This window comes from Sphingobacteriaceae bacterium, assembly GCA_002319075.1.
GTDB lineage: Bacteria > Bacteroidota > Bacteroidia > B-17B0 > Aurantibacillaceae > Aurantibacillus.
Genome location: NVQB01000001.1, coordinates 4,729,152 through 4,752,710, shown reverse-complemented (window position 1 = coordinate 4,752,710; position 23,559 = coordinate 4,729,152). Strand labels below are relative to the sequence as shown.

Sequence of the window (23,559 nt, the reverse complement as noted above, 5' to 3'; positions counted from 1 at the left end):
TTAATCCCGATCGCGTGAATTCTACCGGGTTTTGTAAAAATAATAAATATCGTCGTCGGTATTGTTTTTGCGATTACTGGAAAGATAGCCCCTGGAGCCGTTTTTTAAAACCAATACACCAAAATCGTCAAAACGGCTGTTCATATTTGCTCCCGCGTTTTCTGATTCTTCAAAAATTTTACCTTTTGTAGAAGATGGTCCCGCAATAAAAATATCTAATCCTCCAAGACCAGGTAAATGATCGCTTGAATAATACAAGGTATTTTCGTCTGTAATAAACGGAAACACTTCGTTACCGGGACTATTCACTTCCGGACCAGCATTTACAGGCGTTCCCCAGCCATTGCTGGTCCATTCGCACATAAAAATATCTTTTGCACCCAACGACCCTTTCATGTCACTTGCAAAAAATAATCGCTTCCCGTCTTTACTAATATTAGGATGCATAAAATCGTAATCGGGAAGATTGTATTTGAATTTTTTTATTTCAGGTTGAAGATTATTTACCGTACTCATCGTTAAAACATACATCTGATATTTAAAAAACGGCACCGAACTTTTCACTTTCAATTCGCGGTTAGAAACTGCCTGCGTGAAATACAAATAGGCTCCGTCAGGTGAAAAACAAAAGGCTCCACTGATTGGTAAAATATGAAGTTTCTCGAATATAATACTTGGAAAAAGATTTAAGGAGTCTTTTTGCAGTGCACCTCCCACATGCTGGGTTTCTTCATCACTTAAAGCATAAAAAAGTCTTGGAGACCTCAGCGCTTCAGAAACATAAAATAGTTTGCCTTTTGAGATTACCGGCGAAGATTCTGGAAGTTCTGTGTTCAGCCCTTTTACTTCTACTATGCGCGTTGCTCCCGAATCGATATAAAGTGCTGCGGGATTCAAATACATTTTGCCCCATGCTGCTAAAGATTTGTCTGCACTGCGACTCAAAACCATGAAGATTTTCTTTGCTTGCGGAAGACGGTTGTTTGCCAGTAAAGATTTTCCATATTCCAGGTAATCCTGTTCGGTAGCTTCGCTACTCTCTGCTACGATTGGCCAGTGATCAATGGCGTCATCGGGTTTGTTTAAACGGTTGTAGCACAGCGCGGTTTGGCGCTCGGCATAATAATCTCTGGGATATTTTTCAAGGTATTTAAGATAAACCTGAACAGCCTCCTCGTAATGGCGGTTAATAAATAATTTATCCGCTCTCAATAGCGTGCTGTTTAAGACTTCCTGGGCATGCGCTTTGGGAAGAATCAAAAATAAGAGGCAGGTAAAAAAAGCAATTTTTCGAATCATAGTTTTATTCAGCAATAGTAGTACCATTGCAGAGTATAAAAATACTATTCGTTTTTAATAAAACAAGAATTCGATTCAGCCTGGGAGTTATAAATTTTAATATAGTATAAGCCTGCCGGAAGTGAACTGATAGTGAGTGCTTCCGTAAAATCAGATACAAAAATTACCAGCCCCATAAGGTTAGTGATTTCAATCTTTGTATTTTTCTGGTAAAAAACAATGTCCGCTTTAATAGTTAAAATCTCTTTAGCAGGATTTGGGTACAAACTTATGTGCTCAAGTGTATTTTCTTTCAATCCTGTGGTAGATGTGGCAATTGTTACAGTCACCATAGAGCTTACGGAATCGAGCTTACAGCCTTGTGAATTTCTTATGACTAAACTAACCGTGTAATTTCCGGAAGCTGTATAAGTGTGAGTGGTGTTTACGGAAGTGGATGTTGTGGCATCTCCAAAACTCCAGAAATGTTGCACTGCGGGCGTTGCTGATTGAAATTGAAAGGCTCCGGCACCCTGGGCTGTCACCGTAAAAGAACCCTTGGTAATATATTTAGGACTATTAGTAATGGCTGCACTATCATTCACTAATTGATGCGCAATTTGGTTTAAAAGCGAAACTGTTTGTGATGCCAGTCCGGCAGTGTAAGTACTTGTAAGTACTGATTTTTGAAACAGTGTTTCATAAAAAACGGCAGCTGCCAAATAGGAACCCTCTAGTGCAGGATGACTCTCATCGGGTTGATAAAACTCAATGGCCGTATTGGTTGCCCGTGCCAGCTTCCAGGCCTCCCCTACCGGAGCTAATAAAGCGTGACAAGTATCGGCAAATAGTATATAAGAATCGCGCAGCCGCCCCTGCATACCACTGTAAGTGCATAAAGGAGGATAGAACGCGCAGTTGGGAGCATCGCCGTTTTTACGTCCCCACGTTTCGTAGAAAACGGTGAGAGCGCAGGGATTATAGTGTTTTACAAGACTGTCAAGTTTCCTGGCATAAGGCAGGGTTTGCGCGTTAACCTGCGAAGGTGGAAACGAAGGCTCCTGGCTTTGTGCCTGTAATACAACATAATCCCAGGTGCCTAAAGCAATCTTGGCCTTTGAATTGGCATCCGTAAAATGGTTTCCAAAAGAATAACCACCAATGGCATAACTATCGTAAACAAGCGTATCGCCTTTGGCCAGGGCCAGATCGCGCACTAATAATGGAAGATTATTTACATAGGTATAACTGTTGCCAATAAACAGCACCCTTATTTTTTTATAAGGAGTTTGTGCGGTTAACAAAAGAGGGAAAATAAAAAGGAGTAAAAGTCTATTCATTTGCCAAAAGTAAACGAAAGAAAAGAGATAGCATTTGTGATTTAGGGAAAGGCGGTTTGTACTGAGGGAATCCAAAACAAATATGAGTTAAGCTGTTCCTCGATCAAGTCACACTACCCCGAAAAAAAAATTAATTGCCTTGGTTCCTTGAGATACGAAGCTTTAGGCCTCATCAGCAAAAAGACAACTTAAAAAAGGGTGACAAAAAATTTTAAGCACCTGTTGGAACAGAATTAGCGTACTTTTTTTCCTTCCTCGCAATCTTTAATAAATTGCTGAAGTCTTTTTTGCCTCGTTACTTCTTGTTTTGCATTCGTAATATGATGAATGGCCAAGCGTTTATATCCCGGTGCAAGAGATTGAAAAAATGTCCAGGCGAGTTTATGGCTTTTAAATTCCTTTTCCATAGAGGGTTCCAGCTTTGCTTCGGCTTTCTCGTAGGAATAAATTTTTGAGCGTTGCTCGGTACGTTTTTCAAAGGCTTCCAGTCCGGCCGGCTGCATTTTTTTTTGCTTAATAAGCTCGGAAATTTTTTTGATATTAATGCTGCTCCAGTTGCTGGTTGATTTGCGCGGGGTAAAGCGTATGGTATAACTTTCTGAATCGTGTGACTTTCTAACGCCGTCAATCCAGCCGTAACAGAGAGCCTCATCAACAGATTCAGACCAGGTTATACTTTTTTTCCCGGTAGCAATTTTATAGAAACCAACAAGCAGTTCTTTTTCCTTTTTATGGTGTTTTTTCAGCCAGGAATTAAACAGCGCCGGTGTTTCAAAAAATAGTGGAGTCATGTAAATCTATAGAGGCAAAATTAAACAATTATGAGGTCAAATCGTAAATATAACGGTGGTTTCAAGGGTTTTGTCTTTTTCAGTAAATAAATAAATTTTATATTTGGTTCGTATGAAACGCAAGACTCCGTTTTTCGACCTAATTCTTTTACTCTTTGTTTTTATTATCATTGCGGTTTCACTTTTATCGTTTAAACGTATTAACGACCTTATCCGGTCTTCTGATTATGTAAATCATTCTAACGCTTTAGTTTTAAGGCTTGAACAGGTTTTCTCTCTTATTAAAGATGTAGAAACCGGTCAGCGTGGCTTCTTACTTACGCGAGATTCTTCCTTTCTTATACCCTATCACCGGGCCCTTCCAAAAATTCCAATGCTTATGTATGAGTTGGATTCATTGAGCAAAGACAATGTCATTCAACACGAAAAAATTAAAACGCTGGATAAAATACTTGCCTTAAAGATAGTTCACATTAATAGCTTGATCTCTTCACCCGAATGGAAAGCAAATCTCAAACCTGTTCTTAAAAAAGGCAAGATTTTGATGGATATGATCCGTTATAAAGTGGTGGAGATTGAAGAGATAGAGCAAGTTCTTTTAGCAAAACGCATTACCGTTCGGGATAATTACATTTCGATTACACCGGCCTTTTCCCTATCGTTAATTACGTTCACCCTGGCAATTATTATAGTTTCGTTTTTTAAGATCAGAAAAGACAAATCAGACATTTATCGTAAAAATGAAGAATTAACAGGTATAAAGACTTACCTGCAGGCGATCTTAGATTCGTCGTCAGACATTATTTTAACGTTTGATGAGCATCTTAATTACACCTCGATTAATAATGCCGGTGAAAAATATCTGCAACATACCAGAAGCGAGCTTATTGGAAAAAACGCGTTTGACATGTACCCGCAGGCCCGTAATGATCAGCGCCACAAATATATGTTGAAAGCTCTTGAAGGCGAGACGAACCAGATTGATGTGATTGCAACAGTAGTAAATGAAAACATAAAAATTCAAAGCACCTTTATTCCTCTATGGATCGAAGGGCGCATAGTAGGAGTTCTTAATCTTGCAAAGGATATTACATCACTCGAGAAAGCAAACGAAACAATTCGTAATACGAACGACTTGTTAGCGCAAAAAAATGAGGAGCTACAAGAAGCTAATAATAGTTTAGTGTCATTTAATTACATTGCCAGTCACGATTTAAAAGAACCTCTTCGTAAAGTTCAGACCTTTGCTAAATTACTGATGGATGCCGAGAATGAAAAACTCTCAGATAACGGTAAACATTACCTTGACCGTATGGTAAGCTCTACCGCCCGCATGCAGGCTTTGATTGAGGCCCTGATGGATTTTTCTAAAACCCATGTAACGAATGTGCACTTTCAGCCAGTAGATCTGAATGTTATTTTTGACGAGCTGAGAAAAGAATACAAGGATGCTCTGGAGAAAATACGGGGAAGTATGGATTACCAGAAATTACCGGTTATTAAAGGTGCAGCGCCTTTAATCAGCCAGCTGTTTTCGAATCTTATCAGCAATGCAATAAAGTATTCTAAGAAAAATGAGCCGCTTAAAATCACTATTGCTTTTGATAAAGTAAACGACGTTACCATACAGGGAAAGTTGTATAAAAAAGCTTACTGGAAATTTGTGGTACAGGATAATGGTATTGGATTTAATCAAAACTATGCTGAAAAAGTTTTTGAGTTATTCCAGAGATTGCATTCAAGTTCTAAAAACTATGAGGGAACCGGTATTGGACTAACTATTTGCAAAAAACTGGTGCAAAATCATAAAGGATTTATTTACGCCGAAAGTGAACCAAATGTGGGATCGAAGTTTGTGGTATTTATACCGGAGGAGCTGTAAGACAAATCAAGAAAACTTTTAAATCGAGATCCACTGATTTTACAGATTCGCAACCCGTAATAGTGTTCAGGAGTGCTTTAAATGGGCACAGGTAGACTTTTGCGCCAGACAGTGTGAGCTCCAGCGGATTTATCATAAAAAAAACGCAGACCAAAAAGCCTGCGTTTTAATTCTAATTTATATGAATCACTAGATTCTGGTTACATTCACGGCGTTAGGGCCTTTTTTACCATCTTGCATGTCGAAAGTTACTTCGTCGTTCTCACGAATTTCGTGTACAAGTCCTGAAGCATGTACAAATACATCTTGTCCATCTTCACCTTTAATAAATCCAAAGCCTTTTGCTTCGTTAAAAAATTTTACTGTTCCTTTATTCATTTTGTTTTGTTTTTTTGCCACCAATTGGTGACGGTTATTATTTAATGTTTTTAAAGCGGCCGCGTCTTCGCAGAGAAAGCCTGTTCCTGAAAAAATGTGTAAAAAAATATTGAAAGTAATGAAGCTTTACAAATAGATTGAGATACAATCTTCAAAAGAAGTTGTGTAAAGATACACTAAATTTTCCAAACAGAAAGGTAAATATGACAAGATTTGTGAAATAACTTTTTTGCTCCCAATCCATCAGCTAAACGATTGAGCAATAAAAACCTCATAGTACTAATTTTCCCACAGTTTTTAAAGACAAATGCGGGTAAAATAAACGGTATGATTTTATAGGTATTCTAGAAAAAAAACGATGCTCAAAGCCGCCCGTATAACCATTTTTAAGGCAAGAAAAACAATTGTATTTTTCTCTGCGCTGAACTTTTTATTTTTTATTGGGTTTATGATGCTGGTAAAATACACGGGCTTGTTGCATATTACAGGGTTAAGAACTGTTAACTATGTTTTCCTTACCGTGTTTTCACTGCTGCACATTAATCGCCTTATTAAGGAATTAAAGGGATACATCCCTTTTCTCCAGGTAATGAGTATCACTTTTTTTACAGGGACTATCTCCTTCTTTTTATTTAGCATTTTTCTGTTTTTTTACTCGTTTTCTGATCCCTATCTTAATAGCATGTTTATTATGGATACTGAGGGAATGTCACGACTAGTGCCTCCCCTACTCGTGTTCTTTGAGGGTTCAGGAATTAGTATTATAGTTGGATTGATAACTATGATCTATTCAGAGAAGTTTTCGGATAAAGAAACAGCTTCATAATCTACTGTAGCGTCAGAGTCTTGACAAAAAAAGAAATCTGTATTCCTAATCAAATTTCAATGTTTTAATCGGAGTCAGTTTTGTAAGAATGAGGGTTGGTAATAGCAACATCAACGAACAAATGATGAATGTTCCAATATTCAGAAGCAGGAAATAAAACCAGTTAATATAAACTACTACATGGTCTACATAGTAGGTTTCACTATCGAGTTTTACAAATCTAAAATAGTATTGCAATAAGCAGAATCCTATACCAATCACATTTCCCCACAACATGCCTTTGCCTATTAATCTGAAGCTGATGTAGAGAAAGATTCTTCTAACGTTAGGATTAGTCATGCCAAGTGCTTTAACAAGACCAACCATGTTTGTACGCTCTAAAATGAGTATTAGCAGGGCAGTGATCATATTCATGGTAGCTACCAGTATCATAAGCACCACTACTATCACGCCATTGATATCGAGCTTTTCTAACCAAACAAAAATATTGGAGTAAATTTCTTTAACATTATTTATTGAGTAATTGTAACCTATTAGTTCTTCTATTTTTTCCTGGTTAGCTTCCACCTGCTTAAAATCTTTAACTTCTATTTCATAACTACCAGTGCTTAAACTGTCCCACCCACTTATATTTTGAATTTGACGCAGATCTACCAGGCTCAATGTTTTGTCAAAATCAGAAAAATCAGTTTTAAAAATTCCACAAATGGTGAACTTTCGTGAAAGCTGTCCGGTTCGCACTATGACTTCGTTCGCAAGGCTATCGTAAACTTCTTTCTGAGAAATAAAATAAACAGAAACCTTTTCGGCAACTTTCAGATCCATTCTTTTCGCCAGAACTTCGCTTATCAAAATATCTTTGCTGGCTTCGCCTTTTTTAAATTTCGGTAACACTCCTTCCGTTATGTGCTTTTTAAGAAAAGTAAAATCGTAGTTTTCATCTACTCCTTTTAAAAGCACCCCTTCATTCTCAGTTTTTGTTTTAAGAAGTCCGTTTTTAAAGCCTGTTTTTTGAATGTGTTTCACAAAAGGCAAATTGCGAATTGTTTCTATTGTGTCGTCGCTGATATAAATGGGTTCCGGCTCATTGCTCGAATTAAGGTTGATGCTGCTTATGACTATATGCGTGGTAAGACCTGTAATTTTTGAGATAATTTCTTTCTTAAAGCCCAAACCAATGCTAAGGGCTAAAAGCATCACAGAAATACCTGTTGTAATGCCAATAATTCCTATTTTTACAATAGGCTTGGAGATACTACCTTTGTTTTGTTTAGGATCTGAAATCCTTGCCGCTATTAATCTTTCTATGCTCAAAAAAATATACTTATCTCACAAAAATAATAAATTGATTCGCTTAAGCCTCTTTTTAATGTGTTTATCTTCTTTAAGCCTGGCGCAGGGTCCCATAGCCATTAAAGAGTACAGTACAGTAATCATAGGAGCGCAGCAATTCGAAGCTTACGTTCCAAAGTTAAAGGGCAAAAAAGTAGCTGTAATTACTAATCTTACGGGCCTGGTTGGAAAAACCAGTATTGTAGACACACTTTTAAAATTAAAGGTAAACATCAAAAAAATATTCGGACCCGAACACGGCTTTCGCAATGATACTGAGGCTGGCGCTCAAGTTAAAAACAACAAAGATCCTAAAACGGGTTTAACCGTGATTTCGCTTTATGGCGCTAATAAAAAACCTACCAAGGAACAATTAAAAGACATTGATGTTGTGATCTATGACATCCAGGACATAGGCGTTCGCTTCTATACTTACATTTCTACGATGGCTTATGCCATGGAAGCTTGTGCTGAAAACAACAAAGAAATGATAGTGTTGGATCGTCCGAATCCTAACGGTTTTTATATTGACGGTCCCATTTTAAATGATGAGTTTAAAAGTTTTTTGGGCTTGCATCATGTGCCGGTTGTTTATGGTATGACTTGCGGGGAGTATGCGCAAATGGTAAATAACGAAGGCTGGTTGAAAGGAAAAATAAGTTGTAAGCTCACTGTGATTACCCTGAAAAATTATGATCGTAACGCCTCTTACAGGCTTCCTATAAATCCCTCTCCAAACATTCCTAATGCGGAAGCAGTGCTTTTGTATCCGGGTCTGGGTTTATTTGAAGGCACTATAATGAGCTTGGGCAGAGGCACCTCTTTTCCTTTCCAGGTTATTGGCCATCCACAGTATCCAGACACCAGTTTTTGTTTTATTCCTAAGCCCACAAAACTTTCGAAAGGACCGCGTTATTTTAATCAACGCTGTTATGGCGTAGATTTAAGAAAAGACAGTTATTTAAAACAACATCCCCGAAAGTTAAATCTGCAATGGTTGATGACCGCTTATAAAAATCTCAGTAACCAGGCATTCTTCGAAATGAATTTTAATTACCACTCCGGAAACGCTTTATTGCAGGAGCAAATCAAAAACAGGGTTTCAGAAGCTGAGATTCGCGAAAGCTGGAAGCCGGGTCTGGATACCTTTAAAGAGATGCGTAAACGGTACTTACTGTATCCGGATTTCAGTTAGTTCTGTTTTATGACTTTCAAGGTTTGCTGACTTCCGTTTTTATAACAGCGCACAAAATAGATACCATTCGGCTGCGCTTCTAGATTGATTTTGTTTTTTCCGCTAATGAGTTCTTCATTTCTGATTAACTGTCCCAAAGCATTTAAAATTTGAATGGAAGTTTCGTAACTGCTTTCTATAGTGAATTCTCCGGCGTTGGGATTAGGGTAAATTGACAAAGGAAAAGTACTTAGCACTGAAGAACTCACAAATAAACAAGCGTCTACATTCTGAACAAGCTGCATAGAATTAGTGCAACCCAAATTATCGGTACCTGTTACTGTGATTGTTTGAGTTTGTGCAGGACTGATAACAATTGGATTCGTATTTTCACCTCCGCTCCAGGCATAAGTTTCAGCTCCAATGGCTGTGAGGGTAGCAGTTTCACCTAAACATAGAATAGCAGGTTGCGTACTTAAAACGTTTATTATGGGCAATGCATTTACCGTAATGGATGAATTTGCGGCACCTACACAACCGTTAGCGTCTGTACCGCTCACTGAAACTACAGTACTGTTGGCCGTACTATACACTGAAGAATTACCTGGATAACTATATGAATTTGCACCTGAAACATTAAAAGTAAAAGATTCGCCTGCACAAACAGATCCGCTATTTACCGAAATTATTGGTAAGTTGAGAACTGTTAAAGACTTTGTAACAACTACCGAACAGGTATTTAAAAATCCGGTTACACTATAAGCAGCTGAAGCAGTTGGCGTAAAAGTTATCAGGTTTCCTGTCAAACCATTACTCCAACTATAACTGGTGGCGCTTCCATTTGCAATTAAACTCAAAGGAGAACCCTGACAGACAAAAGAATTTCCACTTACACTAAAAACTGGCAGCGCAACTACGGTTACCTGACCTATTGCAGGTACCGAAGATATACAGCCAAAACTGGTTGAACCTGTAATTGAATAAGAACTATTATAAACGGGCGACACAACTTGTCCCCCTGAATAGGTGAATGTATCGGCACCTGAAGCAATAAATGTAAAAGAATTTCCCGCGCAAACAGAGCCACTATTTACAGATATAATCGGTAAAGGCATAACGGACACCTGGCTTATAGCGCTGCCTGAAGAAATACACCCCAGGCTATTTGTGCCGGCAACTGCAAACGTCGTAGTAGAGACAGGCGAAACAACGGAACTTCCTGAAGAAAAAGTATATGTGGCAGCTCCCGCTGGAATAAGCATGAAAGATTGACCACTGCAAATTGTTCCACTATTTACCGAAATAACCGGCAGATTATTAACAGTAACAATAGCAACAGCCGCAATTGCTGAGACGCATCCGCTGCTATTTGTTCCTGTTACAGAATAAGAACTCGTTACTGAAGGACTTACCACAGCCGCACCACTGGAAAATGTAAAGGTAGTGCCTCCCGAGGGATTTAATGTAAAACTCTGACCGGAACAAATCGTTCCACCACTTGCATTAATAACAGGAGAAGGAATAACCGAAACATTTATCGACACTGGAAGTGAGACGCAGTTATTAAGTGTACCCGAACCAATTACCGAGTAGGATGTTGTTGCAGCGGGAAATACTACTGCCGAACCACCTGCGAAAGTATAAGACGCGGCACCCGATGGACTTAAAGTGAAACTCTTTCCCTGGCAGACAGTTCCGCCACTCGCACTAATTACAGGTAATGGAACAACTGTAACATCAATAGAAACGGGAAGAGATATACAACCATTAAGTGTGTTAGTTCCAACAACGGTATATGAAGTGGTAACAGTGGGATGCACTATTGCCTGGCCACCTGAAATGGTGTAAGAATTTGCTCCCGATGGCATGATAGTAAAATTTTGTGCAAGGCAGATACTACCGCTGTTTGCAGTAACTGTGGGTAAAGGTAAAGTAGTTGTTAGAGTATTGGCTGGAACGGTGGTTACAGCCGACGCGTAACATCCTCCGAAAGTTTTGCCCACTACTGTATAAGTAGTGATGACACTCGTAGCAGCTGAAATAGAATGAGTAGTTGCTCCGGTGTTCCAGGTGTAAGTACTAGCACCTTTTACTTTTATCAAAACGCTGTTTCCCTGACAAGCAATATTGGTAGTACTAAGTGTTAGTGTGGGCGGCGCATTTAAAATAATCTGTAAATAATATATGCCTGCATTTAATATAACGAGGTCTGCTTTAGCATCATTATTTATATCTTCGGAAATTATTTTACAAGCACTCGATCCAGCTGTAAATTGCACATGTGGTGCAAAGACAGCGTTTCCTGTTCCCAGGAATACAGATATAGTTGCACCTGTGTAATTGGCAACCACAATATCCTTAATCCCATCTGAATTGTAATCGCCCGTAGTTATTGAAAAAGGGTTATTACCTGTAGCGTAATTTGATTGTGCAGCAAAACTGCCAGAACCAAGACCTACTAATACTGTGAGACTGTTGATCGGACTCGCACTTACTACCACAATATCATTTATAAGATCTGCATTGAGATCTGCAATTTTTATATCTGCCGGACTACTTGCCACCGAAAAAGTTCCTCCCACAGCGAAAGTTCCCGAGGCCGAACCAAAGAGCACACTCACACTCGAATTGAGCTGAAGTGAAATAGCCAGATCGTCATATCCGTCTCCATTTAGATCACCGGCTGCTATACCAGTAGATTCTCCAACTGTGTAGGTTATTGCAGCTGAAAAGCTTCCTGTTCCTTGTCCTAATAAGATAGATGTGGTGTTGAAAACTAGATCTACACTTGCAAGGTCAATATTTCCATCCTGGTTAAAGTCCCCGAAGGTAATTTCCTCAGGTATTAATCCCACTAAGTAGTTATCATATAGTGAAAATGTTCCCGATGCAGAGCCTAACAATATTGAAATAGAATGGCTGCCTACAGTGATTGCAATATCTGGATGCGTATCGTTATTAAAATCTGCAACTAGTGCATTGCCTGCTCCGGCATTTACAGTATAATTTACGGGTGGAGAAAATACCCCATCTCCTTGTCCGAACAAAATTGACATAGTAGTAGAACCGCTGCACATAACCAAATCGATTTTTCCGTCTGAATTAAAGTCACCCGATCCTAACGTTGTTGGAAAAGAAGCAGCCTGATAAACATTAGACGAACCCAAAGAGTTACCTCCTTCGTTCATGATAACAGTTACCTTACCTGACTGAGGACTGCATGAAGCGAGGTCAGGTATACCATCAGAATTAAGGTCAACTGCTATTAAAGCCATCGACTGATCGGTCAACTGATAGTTTCCTGAGGGAGTGAAAGACCCGGTAGAATTTCCAAGGAAAAGCGAAACGCTATGGCCAGCGTAATTACCTGTAACTATATCAAGATGCCCGTCGCCATTGTAATCTGCAATAGCATTCGGTATCGCTCCGAAACCAATGGGTATGGGATAGAAGACCGGAGTTGAAAAAGTTCCTGTGCCTGTACCTAATAAAACAACAAAATGATTCCATCCATAGTCGCATACTACAAGATCTACATTTCCATCAACATTCAGGTCTGCACATGAAGCATTGTAAGGCAAAGCCGCTGATAGTATGCTAAAAGACGATGCAAAAGTTCCTGTTGAAGATCCGAGTAATAATGCACATCCATTTCCAGACCCCGTTATAACAATGTCTGAGTTGCTATCGTTGTTAAAATCGGCAATGCACAACACACCGCCCGCCCCGAAAGTTGTATAACTCACCGCAGCAGCGAAAGTACCACTTGCTGAACCTAATAACACCGAAATGTCGGAGGAACCAGAATTTGACACAGCAAGATCACTATTTCCATCAAGATTAAAATCGCCACCGCGAACGCAAGAAGGAGCTGTGCCCACGCTGTAATTCAAAGCTGTGGCAAAGGTTCCCGACAAAGATCCGAACAAAACCGAAATAGTATTTGTGCCGGAATTGGCAGTAACCAAATCAGGATACCCGTCGCTGTTAAAGTCTGCCGAATAAACGGAGCGCGGAGCCGCCCCAACAGTATAATTTGTACGCGATACAAAACTACCGGTACCCGAACCAATAAGTACAGATATGTTATTCGATCCTTCATTAGCCGTAATAAGATCAGGCTTTCCATCATTATTAACATCCGCTGAACACACCTCCCTTGGCGTAGATCCGACGGTTGATATGTTAGCACTTGTAAGACCATTAAAACATACAGGGGGAACCTGAGCTCCGACCATCAGATGCACATAGAAAAAAACAAAAACGAGACACTTCTTCATAAAATTGGGTTTTACAATGATATCTTTTTATCAAAAATAAATATCCGGTAATTTAATTAAAGATATGAAAAATACTAAAACAAAAAATTGGCTATTCCCCTTTAGAAACCTATTTTTGTAACTCTTAAAAAGAAAAAGGAACAATGGCGAATTTTGATTTGATCATGCCTAAAATGGGCGAAAGTGTGGCTGAGGCTACTATTATTAAATGGACTAAAAACGAAGGCGATAAAATTAAAATTGATGAAACAGTTTTAGAGATCGCTACTGATAAGGTGGATAGCGAAATTCCTTCGCCTTTTGAAGGGACTTTGATAAAACGTCTGTTTAATGAAGGTGACGTTGTTCAGGTAGGCGCCGTAATTGGTGTGATTAGCAGCGATGCTAATGCTTCTGTAAGTGAAGCGCCAAAAACTTCTACTCCAGAAACTGCAAAAACGGAAACCAGCCAAGCGAACGCAAACGTTAGCGCTCCTGTAGCTGCTGCCAATACAAACTATGCTGACTCTGATAAATTCTATTCGCCACTTGTTAAAAGTATTGCTAAAGAAGAAGGTATTTCTTTGGAAGAGCTTGAGTCTATTAAGGGCAGCGGACAAGAAGGTCGCGTTACCAAAGCGGATATTTTAGCTTATTTACCTAACCGTAATAAACAAGGAGCTTCAAAAGCTACTGAAACTTCAACAAGCTCTGCACCTGCTCCACAAAAAACAGAAACAAAATCTACAGGTGCCGGAACTATGGTAGGAGAACATGCTATCATTGTAAATCGTCCTGCGGTATCGGTGGGTGCTGGTGATGAGATCGTGGAAATGGACCGTATGCGTAAAATGATTGCCGACAACATGGTAATGAGTAAACACGTGTCGCCACACGTTACTTCTTATGTAGAGGCAGATGTTACAAATCTTGTGATGTGGAGAGACAAAGCGAAAAAAGAATTTGAAAAACGCGATGGAGAAAAATTAACCTTCACCCCACTCTTTATTGAAGCGGTTGCAAGAGCTATCAAGGATTTTCCGTTAATCAACGTATCTGTAGATCAAACAGGAACTAAGATCATTAAACGTAAAAATATTAATATCGGTATGGCTGCGGCTTTACCAACAGGAAATTTAATTGTGCCGGTAATTAAAAATGCAGATGAGAAAAATCTTTTAGGCATTACTAAAGCGGTTAACGATTTAGCTAACCGTGCACGTGCAAATAAATTGCAGCCTGACGAAATTCAGGGTGGTACATTTACTTTAACCAACGTGGGTAGTTTTGGAAATTTAATGGGCACCCCTATCATTCTTCAACCTCAGGTAGCCATTCTTGCAGTAGGAAGCATTAAAAAGAAACCTGCAGTACTAGAAACTCCGCAAGGAGATGTAATTGCTATAAGACAATTTATGTTCTTGTCCTTAAGCTACGATCACCGTGTTGTGGATGGTTCTTTAGGTGGCACCTTCTTACGTCGCGTTGCTGATTACCTTGAGCAATGGGATATTAACAGAACAGTATAATTTTAGAAGCCGGTTTACACACCGGCTTTTTTTATGGAATAAATTTGGTAAAGTTTACGTAGATTTATTGTAAAACTTTTCAAATCTAACGCCTTAGAATGGGGAATAGTTAGCGCAAAATCTTCCTTACAAAGGCAACCGTAAAATAACTCATCAGAAATATCCCTGTAAATCCTTCGCAGGCCGCGAAAATTTTCAGATAGCCTTGCGCAAAATAATCGCCATAGCCTACCGTACAAAATGTGATCGCGCTATAATACACACTGTTCCAAAAATCGTGAACATGACTTAAATCCGGAGGCAAGGTTGAACCAATTGTTCCTAAGTCTGGGAAAAATTCGGTGAACCCATAAAACAGGAATGCATATAAAATTACCGCTACTAAAGCGTTCAGGAGTACACGAGTGGGAGCAGTTGCGTAACGGCCTACAAAATCAAAAACGTATTTTTGAAAATAATAAATGGGATAGGCTGTTAACCTTTCAATGCCTTTTTTCGAAAATGCTTCCTGCAAATTTGCTTTTGCCTCACAGCGTCTGAACTCCAAATAGGCCGCGTCTTCGTCTTCATACTGCCCGTTATTGCGGAAGTTTTCTTTTAAGATGCGAAACTGTTCCGCCTTCTGAAACATGGAAGTTGTTTTTTGATTGTAAATCAGATCATACACATCATTGCCTCTCCAGTCGATAAAGAGACGTCCGAGAATACGCATATCGGCAAGGATCATTTCTTTAATAACCACTTTTTCGCCTTCGGGTTTTACATCCAGAATATCTCTCACAATTGTACTTCGCAGATCGATTAAATGACATTTTCCAAAGCGTAAATCCATGTAAGCATCAAGATGACAATTCCTAAAAGAAATATCGGTAGCTGAAGCCTGATTAAAGCTTATTGTTCCTTTTCCAAACTTCACCAGGTCAAACTGTGCTTCTCCCCTGGCAAAATCAGCAAATTCAAAAGTTTTATGCCCTTCACCGAAAACGGAACTTCTAAAACTCACTTTACCATCGCCAAATTCAACGCCTTCAAAACAAACGTCCCCGTCATTAAAATCAATACGTTTAAAATCAATCTTTCCCCCACCGAATTCAACATTCTTGAAATCTTTCCTGCCTTTTCCGAAGCTGGCCTTTTCAAAAGTAATATCACCGCTTGCAAATTTCGCGAATTTAAAATCCACGTTGCCATCTCCAAAATAAGTGTTCTTATAATCCACATTGCCATTGCTGAAGTCAGCATCCACAAAACTCAGGTCGCCACTTCCAAAGTTGGCGTTATTAAAAGTAATATGTCCGTCGCCAAACTTAACAGACCGAAAGCTTGTGCTGCCACTTCCAAATTTGGCTTTGCGAAAACTTACATCTCCGTGACCAAAATTGGCATTAAAAAAATTTGTAAAACCATTTGCAAAAACAGTAGACTCGAAATTTGTTTTGGCACCTTCAAACTGCGCGTAAGAAAAATCCGTTTCCAGATCACAATCAAAAAATGTTTTTTTTGCTGAAAGATCATGAAGAATAACGAGTTGGTGCTCATCCAGATGATTGAGTCTGCGGTATTCGCTGAGTGAAAAATCTTTGATGTAGGAATTATCCAGATTAAGAGTCTCCCCCTTGCTAATACGCTCGTATATTTCTTCTTTAGAAAGAACGGATAAATTATATGTGGACGCGCGTTTATCGTTCTCATCATAAAAAACGATCGCTGCACTCTTATCCGTTTTAAGCGCACCGGAAGTTAACACCGTCGAAGAACTCTTTATCTCCACGGAAAAACGTAATAAATGATGTTCATGCAGATGGGTCTCCAGCATAAAATGTGTGCGTCTTTAAATAAATGGAACGCGCGAAAATACTACAATGCGATGAAGAAAACAAACACTCAAAAAATGAGGTGAAATAAAGCGTTACTTCTTTTTTCCTTGCATAAAGAAGTTTATCATTGCTTAATAATTTTGACAGAGTCGGAAAAAATAGCGCTTCTAAAATCGGGTGATTCGTTTGCTTTCGAATCTTTTGTAAAAGAGTTTCAAACCAAGGTTTACAATACCTGTCTTGGAATTGTTCAAAACACTGAAGATGCGGAGGATCTTAGTCAGGAAGTCTTTATTCTTATTTACAGATCCATTAAGCGCTTTAAAGGCGAATCTTCTTTATCCACCTGGGTTTATCGTGTTACAGTTACCACAGCGCTTGATTTTTTAAGACGAAAAAAACGAAAAAAAAGATTTGCGTTCTTACAGTCTCTCTTCACTAATCAAGGTGAAGAAATGAAATTGCCTGTTTCTGATTTTTATCATCCGAGAGTGAGGCTCGAAAATAAAGAAAGAGCTGTTATTTTATTTAAGGCAATCGACCAGCTTTCTGAAAATCAAAAAACAGCTTTTATCTTGCATAAGCTCGAAGATTTGAGTTATGCAGAAATAGCCGGTGTTATGAATATTTCACTAAGTTCTGTAGAATCTCTTATGTTCAGGGCAAAACAAAAACTGCAAGGGCTTTTGAAAAATTATTACGAAGAAAATGAAAAATAGCGCAAGTTTTTAAATTATTAAACATCTAATAGTATATGAACGCAAAAGAAAAGTGGATAAACGAAACCGAAAATAGCCTGGAGCGTATACGTCCGGCTGAGGCGAGCCCTTATTTGTATTCTAAAATCTTAAACAGACTTCAGAGTGAGGAAAAGGAATCCATTCCCACCCGCCTGGCCTGGCTTGCAGGAGCAACGCTGCTTTTGCTGCTTTGTATAAATCTGCTCGTTATCAGCATATCCGGTTTTGGCACAACTAACAGCGGACTAGAACCTTTATCGCACGATTTACAATTAATGAATACAAACAGCATTAATTACAATTAAAATGAAGCGCTCAAAATTAATAATCCTAACAGTGACGATCTTAGTGCTAGTAAACCTGGCTACCCTTGCATTCGTTTTATTCAGCAAAACGGCCAGACACGAAAATTTCGGGAGGCCACCACGAGGCGAAGGACCAAAACAAATTATTATTGACCGTCTTGGCTATGACGCGGCGCAACAGAAAGCTTACCAAATCACCATCGACGCGCACCGTCGCAATAGTCGCAAATTAGAACAAGCCTCGCGCGCACTTCATCAGCAACTTTTTTCTCTTTTAAAGGAGCCAGAGTATATGAAAAAATCCGACTCATTAATGAACCTCATTGCCTTAAACCAAAAAGCGATTGATCATGTAAATTTTAATCACTTTCTCGAAATTAAAGCCCTTTGCAAAAAAGATCAACTTGAAAAATTCAATTTACTAGCAGATGATCTTGCAGCTTTATTTGCTCACAATGGTCCACCCAAATAAATTTTCAGAAGCGCGCAAGTTTTATTTTAAAAGAACATCTAAACAAACAACAGTCAAAAATAAACTAACACACATGAATAAAACAAAATTTTTAGCAGTCGCATTTTCAGCGGCATTCACCGCACAGGCACAGGTAGGTCCAGAAATCAGTTCCTGGATCCGTAACACAACTAACGCTACGGGTTATGCTGGTATTCTTTCCAACGTGCAAACCGTGCAGTACTCAAGCAACGACGTTTATGTGAGTTGTACCTGCATTCCGGGTTATGCCATTGGTCCCTGGTCTAATCCAAATGTGGCAAGTAACCAGAATTTCGTTTTTAAAATAACGCGCAATCCACAACAAAACACAGGTACCGCAACTGCCATTGGAAATGGGCACATTGGCGTTTTTAGTAATGGCGTGAGCATTTTTAATGTGTCCGACGCTCAATCTTATAACAATGCTGGTGTTTGGAATAGAAATGCCTATTATTTTGAAGAGCCGAGCTTCGATAATTGCTTGGGTCATGCACAACAACAGGGCGAATACCATCATCATGTGAGTCCTAAGTGTTTATACGATGTGAATGATAATACAAAACATTCTCCAATTATCGGTTATGCTTTTGACGGTTTTCCTGTTTATGGCGCCTATGGGTATGCAAATACAGATGGTACAGGCGGAATTAAACGTATGGTAAGCAGTTATTCGGTTTCGACAGCAACAACCCGTGTTAACGGACCTGCAGTAAACACTACTTATCCTGCAGGCTGTTTTATTGAAGATCATATTTTCACTGCAGCTTCAGGAGACCTTGATTTCAGAAACGGAAGGTTTTGTAAAACACCTGAATATCCGAATGGGACTTATGCGTACTTCGTTACAATAGACGCGAACCTGAACCCGGTATTTCCTTATACACTTTTCGGAACCTATTACGGAGTGGTGCAAAGTGGTAACATAGCCGCTGGACCAAACAATCCGGGAGGACACAATACTATTACGGAATCAACTACTGTTTATAGTCCTCTTGCAACCGGCTTAAAAGAAAATCCATTAAGTACTATTAAATTTAAGATGATGCCGAATCCAACCCAGGATTATGTTTTTATTTATATGGATGAGCAAAGTAAAAACAATGTAAAAGGAAACTTGTATGATGTTAGCGGCAAACTCGTTAAAACAATGGAATATTTACAGCCAAGTATCGCTTACACACTTGACATGACAGATCTTCCACAGGGAGTTTATTCTTTGGTTATGGAGGCAGGCAAAGACAAAATCACTCAGAAAATCATTAAAAAATAACTAGTGAAAAGCCGGGTAAAAATGGGGTCAGGCTCCTTGCTACGAGTGATCTACTTGGTAATCTTATCCGGCTTTTCTTTCTTTTTAAGTGCTCAAAATAAGGGGCAACTAGAACTCGCTATTTCACATGTTGTTGGATCTCTTCCCTTAAAGCTAGACTCGACGAGTTATACCAACACACTTCATCAAACTTTTACTATTAGCAAGTTCAAATATTATCTCGGACAATTTCAATTAATGCAGGACAACGGTAAAGTTTTTCAATCAGACCTGTATTTTTTAGTAAACGAAGACGAGCAGCAATCAAAACATCTGATCCTTGAAAACATTCCTTTTGGGAATTTTACTTCTTTAAGTTTTATACTTGGAGTAGACAGTTTGCATAATTGCAGTGGTGCCCAGTCAGGCGCTTTAGACCCTGTTAATGCTATGTTCTGGGCCTGGAATAGCGGCTACATTTTTTTAAAACTGGAAGGAAGCTCTCCTGTTTCGCCCCTGCCCGCACATATTCTGGAATACCATATTGGTGGCTATAAAAACGCAAATAACTGCATACGTAAAATTTACCTTCCGCTAAAAGATCTAAAATTCACTGAGAAAGATTCGCGGCAATCACTTTATTTAGAAGCAGACGTGTTAAAAGTTTTAATGAGCAACACTCCAGTCGATTTTGAAAAACTTCCTTCTGTAACAGACTTTCATAACGCTCCCGGCATTGCAGACAATTACAAAGAGATGTTCAAACTTTTGACTTCGAAGCATGAGAATTAAAATTACATATTTCTCTTTTACACTTCTCCTGCTTTGCTTGTTCTTTGTAAGCTTTACGAATGACAATCCCTTTTTCAATATAACAGCGAAGGATGTTGAATTAAAAATACCAAAAGGATTTCCTAAACCTAAGTATACCTTTGCTAAAAATAAATTGAGTCCCGATGTTTTTATATTGGGGCGGAGATTATTTTACGACAACATACTTTCAAAAGACAATTCCATTAGCTGTTCTTCGTGTCATCAGCGTATTGCAGCATTTGCGCACATTGATCACCGCTTAAGTCATGGCATTAATGGACGCATAGGGACAAGAAATATTCCAGCATTACAAAACCTGATCTGGCAAGACAGTTATATGTGGGATGGCGGCGTAAATAATTTAGAAGTTCAGCCTTTAAATCCTATTACAAATCCCCTTGAAATGGACGAAACATTGAGCAATGTTCTCTTAAAACTAAAAAGGGATTCCACTTACGCACAGTTATTTAAAAAAGCCTACCACGATACAATCATTAATTCTGAACGTCTTCTGAAATCTCTCGCACAATTTACAGGACTTATGGTTAGTTCAAATTCCCGCTACGATAAATTTTTAAACCATCAGGATACCTTTTCAAAAGCTGAATTACAGGGATTAAAACTCTTCCGCTCAAAGTGCGCTAATTGTCATACAGAGCCGCTGTTTACAGACAATAGTTACAGAAACAACGGCATAAAAACAGATACATCACTCAAAGACTCCGGACGCTTTAAAATTACTGGTGTGGAAAAAGATAAAAATTGTTTTAAAGTACCCGGTTTAAGAAACATTGCGATGACCTATCCTTACATGCACGACGGGCGGTTCAGGAATTTAAGAGAAGTAGTGAACTACTATTCCAGTCCAAAAAATTTTGAGAAATCTGCAGATCTTTCCCTTTTAAAAATAGGAACACTAAATGAGACAGAAAAGAAAGATCTTCTCGCTTTTTTAATGACGCTTACAGACAAAGAATTTTTATACGATAGAAGATTTGCAGATCCAGGAGTGAACTATTGATCTCCATTTTCATCGTAAATAAGCTCTGCATCTATAACACCCACGATTTTGAAATCAGTGTGCGTAAGCTCTCACCCATTCTCTCTTCAATATCGCCACTGTTTGACTTAATTAGTCGCGTTTTGTTTTACCCGCTAAAAATAGAATAACCTAACCTTTTTGAACCGTCAAATAAGGCTGAGCATTTATACATTAAAACGAGTGCTTTTTAAACTCCTTCAACAAAAATTAACCAACGCATCCCTACTGAAAGTATACTAGAAAGAGAATTTTTACCCGACAAAAGATTTACAGATATGCGAATGCGCGATTACTCCTCGTTAGAATAATTGATAATTTCAGCATCCACAACACCGACAATTTTAAAATCTGTACGTCTGTTTTTTGACCGGCCTTCTGGGTTGTCGCTGCCATCTGGTTTTTCGTTTGGAGCGATGGGAGAACTCTCGCCAAATCCTTTAGCTCTTAAACGCTTAGCATCAATACCCTTACTAATCAAGTAGGATACAACGCTCTCTGCCCGTTTTTGAGAGAGTTTCTGGTTATAGGCGTCACTTCCTTTATTGTCGGTATGAGACTGAATCTCGACGATAATTTCCGGATTTAATAGCATTGTTTTTAATATAGTAGCATCTAAAGCAGATTTACTTTCCTGCAACAAATTAGATTTATCGAACTCATAAAGAATATTTGGAATATTAACCGGCTCTTTCGGTTTCTCAATCATTTGTAAATCTCTGATAATATCTTTCGAATTTGTAATACCTACTGTAGATACGTCTTCGCTGGTTCCCAGAAAATCATCTTTTTTCACCACAAGGAAATATTCCTGACCGGCATCTACTGCGGTTCTGTAATTTCCCAGATCATCCGTGTTTATTGTCTTTACAAGAAATTTTTCGTTTGTTTTTTTATCTTTAATATACAATTCTATGGTCGCGTTTTTAACAGCATCGCTCTTATCTAAAATATTACTTATGTTTCCTGCAACAAATAAACGAACGTACTCAGCGTGTTTATAAAAATAAATATCGTCGCAACAGGTTTTATTTTTTAAAGCGTTCCCCCCTTTGCGGTTACTCACAAAAAAACCTTCACCCCTATTGGTAGAAATCGTATAAAAAATATCGTCAGCGCCAGTGTTAATAGGCTGACCAATATTTTCGCTGCCTGTAAATCTTTTACCGTCTCCTTTACTTCTAAAAATATCGTAACCGCCTAGTCCACCTAGTCCATTAGAACTGAAATAAAGTGTACGCGTTTCTGTATCGAAGAAAGGACTGATCTCATCCTGCGAAGTATTTATTTTGGATCCCGCGTTTTTAGGGGCTTTGTATTTTTTATTTTTCTTATCATAAACCGTGTACCAGATGTCCAGACCTCCCCTGCCCTCCTTGTTGTTACTTACATAATAAATAACATCATTTCCTTTTACAGGATCGATGGTTACCGCCGGCATGGTAGACGTATATTTCGGATTATTAATTTCTTTAGGAAGTTTCACTGGCTCAGTCCATCCATCACCACTTTTTTCAGAAACATAAATGGCACAGACCATTTTTTCCATAATATTTAATTTGCACCGTGTAAAATAAATTCGTTGCCTGTCGGGACTAAAACTGGCGTTTCCTGTATTAAAATCCGGGTCGTTAAGATTGGAAGCGTATTCACTGCCAAACTGCCAATTGTCATTTACTCTTTTCGCAAAATAAAGTTTTCTTTTAATCGCCGCCGCCGTATCGTCTTCGATGAGATACTCTTCTTTTTCTGTACGCAGAGAGGTAAAAACAAGCTTATCGTCATCAAAGTTTACAGGAGCGCCCTCTGTATTTATTTTATTTATAGAAGTATCAAGATGTTGGATAACAATTTTAAATTCTGAACCAATAATTCTTACAACCGAATCGCAAAAAACGATTTCACGCGTCGCCAATTTTTTTAATTTTTTATTGTCTCCTTTGTATTCTTTTTTAAACTTTTGAAAATTCATTCTCGCGCTATCGTATTGGGCATTCGATTTCATCATCAAAGCATGATAATACAAGGCTTCTGGAGCCTTTGCTTTGTCGGTGGTGTAAGCCTTCAAAAACATGTGCTGAGCACGGTCGTAGTCACGAATTTCCATGTAAGCTTTTCCGAGTAAAGCCTGGGCTTCGGCATCTTTTTTATTTTTTGCCACGTAGGCCTCCAGAAAAATGATGGCAGAGCTGGGATCATTCTGCTTTAAAGCGCTTTTTCCCAGGCGTTTTAAAGACTTACCACCAGCCGTTTTTAAGGTAGTACTATCAGTTTGCGACCAACACGTCGCAACCAAAAACATAAAAAAACATAT

The 23,559-nt window shown here is 38.8% G+C and carries 18 protein-coding genes; 10 read left to right on the top strand and 8 right to left on the bottom strand.

From position 1 onward, the window contains the following. Positions 1–21: 21 nt before the first annotated feature. From CNR22_20540 to CNR22_20530, 3 genes are all read right to left on the bottom strand, one after another. Positions 22–1,299: a hypothetical protein gene (locus CNR22_20540; GenBank protein PBQ34064.1), complete on the bottom strand. Its 1,278-nt coding sequence runs from the start codon at positions 1,297–1,299 to the stop codon at positions 22–24. Positions 1,300–1,343: 44 nt separating this feature from the next. Further along, on the bottom strand, positions 1,344–2,618 hold the full coding sequence (locus tag CNR22_20535) for a hypothetical protein (protein ID PBQ34063.1): 1,275 nt from the start codon (positions 2,616–2,618) through the stop codon (positions 1,344–1,346). Positions 2,619–2,851: 233 nt separating this feature from the next. After that, positions 2,852–3,409, bottom strand: coding sequence for a bacteriocin-protection protein (locus CNR22_20530; protein ID PBQ34062.1), 558 nt, complete (start codon positions 3,407–3,409; stop codon positions 2,852–2,854). A gap of 112 nt (positions 3,410–3,521) precedes the next feature. Here CNR22_20530 and CNR22_20525 point away from each other — a divergent pair, with 112 nt between their 5' ends. Continuing rightward, positions 3,522–5,291 carry a hypothetical protein gene (locus CNR22_20525; protein PBQ34061.1) on the top strand — a complete coding sequence of 590 codons (1,770 nt, stop codon included), beginning with the start codon at positions 3,522–3,524 and terminating at the stop codon, positions 5,289–5,291. Between the two features lie 189 nt (positions 5,292–5,480). On the opposite strand, the gene CNR22_20520 is transcribed toward CNR22_20525, so the two are convergent. Next, a complete protein-coding gene (locus CNR22_20520; GenBank protein PBQ34965.1) occupies positions 5,481–5,669 on the bottom strand; it encodes a cold-shock protein in 189 nt (62 codons plus the stop codon). Positions 5,670–6,027: 358 nt separating this feature from the next. Here CNR22_20520 and CNR22_20515 point away from each other — a divergent pair, with 358 nt between their 5' ends. Further along, on the top strand, positions 6,028–6,495 hold the full coding sequence (locus CNR22_20515) for a hypothetical protein (GenBank protein ID PBQ34060.1): 468 nt from the start codon (positions 6,028–6,030) through the stop codon (positions 6,493–6,495). A gap of 45 nt (positions 6,496–6,540) precedes the next feature. On the opposite strand, the gene CNR22_20510 is transcribed toward CNR22_20515, so the two are convergent. Next, the gene (locus tag CNR22_20510; protein ID PBQ34059.1) at positions 6,541–7,809 is read right to left on the bottom strand and encodes a hypothetical protein; all 1,269 of its coding nucleotides are present in this window, start codon (positions 7,807–7,809) and stop codon (positions 6,541–6,543) included. A gap of 31 nt (positions 7,810–7,840) precedes the next feature. On the opposite strand from CNR22_20510, the gene CNR22_20505 reads away from it, so the two are divergent. Further along, entirely contained in the window at positions 7,841–9,022 is a 1,182-nt protein-coding gene (locus CNR22_20505; GenBank protein ID PBQ34964.1) for a hypothetical protein, read from the top strand. On the opposite strand, the gene CNR22_20500 is transcribed toward CNR22_20505, so the two are convergent. Further along, positions 9,019–13,281: a hypothetical protein gene (locus tag CNR22_20500; GenBank protein PBQ34058.1), complete on the bottom strand. Its 4,263-nt coding sequence runs from the start codon at positions 13,279–13,281 to the stop codon at positions 9,019–9,021. The two genes, CNR22_20505 and CNR22_20500, sit on opposite strands and share 4 nt — an antisense overlap. 143 nt (positions 13,282–13,424) lie before the next feature. Here CNR22_20500 and CNR22_20495 point away from each other — a divergent pair, with 143 nt between their 5' ends. Further along, the gene (locus tag CNR22_20495) at positions 13,425–14,789 is read left to right on the top strand and encodes a diapophytoene dehydrogenase (GenBank protein ID PBQ34057.1); all 1,365 of its coding nucleotides are present in this window, start codon (positions 13,425–13,427) and stop codon (positions 14,787–14,789) included. 109 nt (positions 14,790–14,898) lie between these two features. On the opposite strand, the gene CNR22_20490 is transcribed toward CNR22_20495, so the two are convergent. Further along, positions 14,899–16,605 (bottom strand): hypothetical protein, encoded by a 1,707-nt coding sequence (locus CNR22_20490; GenBank protein PBQ34056.1) that lies wholly within the window; start codon positions 16,603–16,605, stop codon positions 14,899–14,901. Between the two features lie 138 nt (positions 16,606–16,743). On the opposite strand from CNR22_20490, the gene CNR22_20485 reads away from it, so the two are divergent. The 6 genes from CNR22_20485 (at position 16,744) to CNR22_20460 (ending at position 21,227) form a co-directional block, all read left to right on the top strand. Further along, positions 16,744–17,325, top strand: a complete 582-nt coding sequence (locus tag CNR22_20485; protein PBQ34963.1) for an RNA polymerase subunit sigma-70 — start codon at positions 16,744–16,746, stop codon at positions 17,323–17,325. 35 nt (positions 17,326–17,360) lie between these two features. Beyond that, a complete protein-coding gene (locus CNR22_20480) occupies positions 17,361–17,651 on the top strand; it encodes a hypothetical protein (protein ID PBQ34055.1) in 291 nt (96 codons plus the stop codon). 1 nt (position 17,652) lies between these two features. Then, entirely contained in the window at positions 17,653–18,123 is a 471-nt protein-coding gene (locus CNR22_20475) for a hypothetical protein (protein PBQ34054.1), read from the top strand. After that, positions 18,080–19,414 carry a hypothetical protein gene (locus CNR22_20470; GenBank protein ID PBQ34053.1) on the top strand — a complete coding sequence of 445 codons (1,335 nt, stop codon included), beginning with the start codon at positions 18,080–18,082 and terminating at the stop codon, positions 19,412–19,414. Before CNR22_20475 ends, CNR22_20470 begins: the two co-directional genes overlap by 44 nt. Before the next feature lie 237 nt (positions 19,415–19,651). Beyond that, entirely contained in the window at positions 19,652–20,185 is a 534-nt protein-coding gene (locus CNR22_20465) for a hypothetical protein (GenBank protein PBQ34052.1), read from the top strand. Then, positions 20,175–21,227: a cytochrome-c peroxidase gene (locus tag CNR22_20460; protein PBQ34051.1), complete on the top strand. Its 1,053-nt coding sequence runs from the start codon at positions 20,175–20,177 to the stop codon at positions 21,225–21,227. Before CNR22_20465 ends, CNR22_20460 begins: the two co-directional genes overlap by 11 nt. A gap of 310 nt (positions 21,228–21,537) precedes the next feature. Here CNR22_20460 and CNR22_20455 read toward each other — a convergent pair whose 3' ends face one another. Further along, entirely contained in the window at positions 21,538–23,547 is a 2,010-nt protein-coding gene (locus CNR22_20455) for a hypothetical protein (GenBank protein PBQ34050.1), read from the bottom strand. Between the last annotated feature and the right edge of the window lie 12 nt (positions 23,548–23,559).

What these genes read in the sequence shown, in the direction of transcription:
- CNR22_20540 (PBQ34064.1), bottom strand. Translation starts at nt 1,299, where the DNA reads ATGATTCGAAAAATTGCTTTTTTTACCTGCCTCTTATTTTTGATTCTT.
- CNR22_20455 (PBQ34050.1), bottom strand. Translation starts at nt 23,547, where the DNA reads ATGTTTTTGGTTGCGACGTGTTGGTCGCAAACTGATAGTACTACCTTA.
- CNR22_20530 (PBQ34062.1), bottom strand. Translation starts at nt 3,409, where the DNA reads ATGACTCCACTATTTTTTGAAACACCGGCGCTGTTTAATTCCTGGCTG.
- CNR22_20480 (PBQ34055.1), top strand. Translation starts at nt 17,361, where the DNA reads ATGAACGCAAAAGAAAAGTGGATAAACGAAACCGAAAATAGCCTGGAG.
- CNR22_20470 (PBQ34053.1), top strand. Translation starts at nt 18,080, where the DNA reads ATGATCTTGCAGCTTTATTTGCTCACAATGGTCCACCCAAATAAATTT.
- CNR22_20520 (PBQ34965.1), bottom strand. Translation starts at nt 5,669, where the DNA reads ATGAATAAAGGAACAGTAAAATTTTTTAACGAAGCAAAAGGCTTTGGA.
- CNR22_20535 (PBQ34063.1), bottom strand. Translation starts at nt 2,618, where the DNA reads ATGAATAGACTTTTACTCCTTTTTATTTTCCCTCTTTTGTTAACCGCA.
- CNR22_20465 (PBQ34052.1), top strand. Translation starts at nt 19,652, where the DNA reads ATGCAGGACAACGGTAAAGTTTTTCAATCAGACCTGTATTTTTTAGTA.
- CNR22_20515 (PBQ34060.1), top strand. Translation starts at nt 6,028, where the DNA reads ATGCTCAAAGCCGCCCGTATAACCATTTTTAAGGCAAGAAAAACAATT.
- CNR22_20490 (PBQ34056.1), bottom strand. Translation starts at nt 16,605, where the DNA reads ATGCTGGAGACCCATCTGCATGAACATCATTTATTACGTTTTTCCGTG.
- CNR22_20475 (PBQ34054.1), top strand. Translation starts at nt 17,653, where the DNA reads ATGAAGCGCTCAAAATTAATAATCCTAACAGTGACGATCTTAGTGCTA.
- CNR22_20525 (PBQ34061.1), top strand. Translation starts at nt 3,522, where the DNA reads ATGAAACGCAAGACTCCGTTTTTCGACCTAATTCTTTTACTCTTTGTT.
- CNR22_20495 (PBQ34057.1), top strand. Translation starts at nt 13,425, where the DNA reads ATGGCGAATTTTGATTTGATCATGCCTAAAATGGGCGAAAGTGTGGCT.
- CNR22_20460 (PBQ34051.1), top strand. Translation starts at nt 20,175, where the DNA reads ATGAGAATTAAAATTACATATTTCTCTTTTACACTTCTCCTGCTTTGC.
- CNR22_20500 (PBQ34058.1), bottom strand. Translation starts at nt 13,281, where the DNA reads ATGAAGAAGTGTCTCGTTTTTGTTTTTTTCTATGTGCATCTGATGGTC.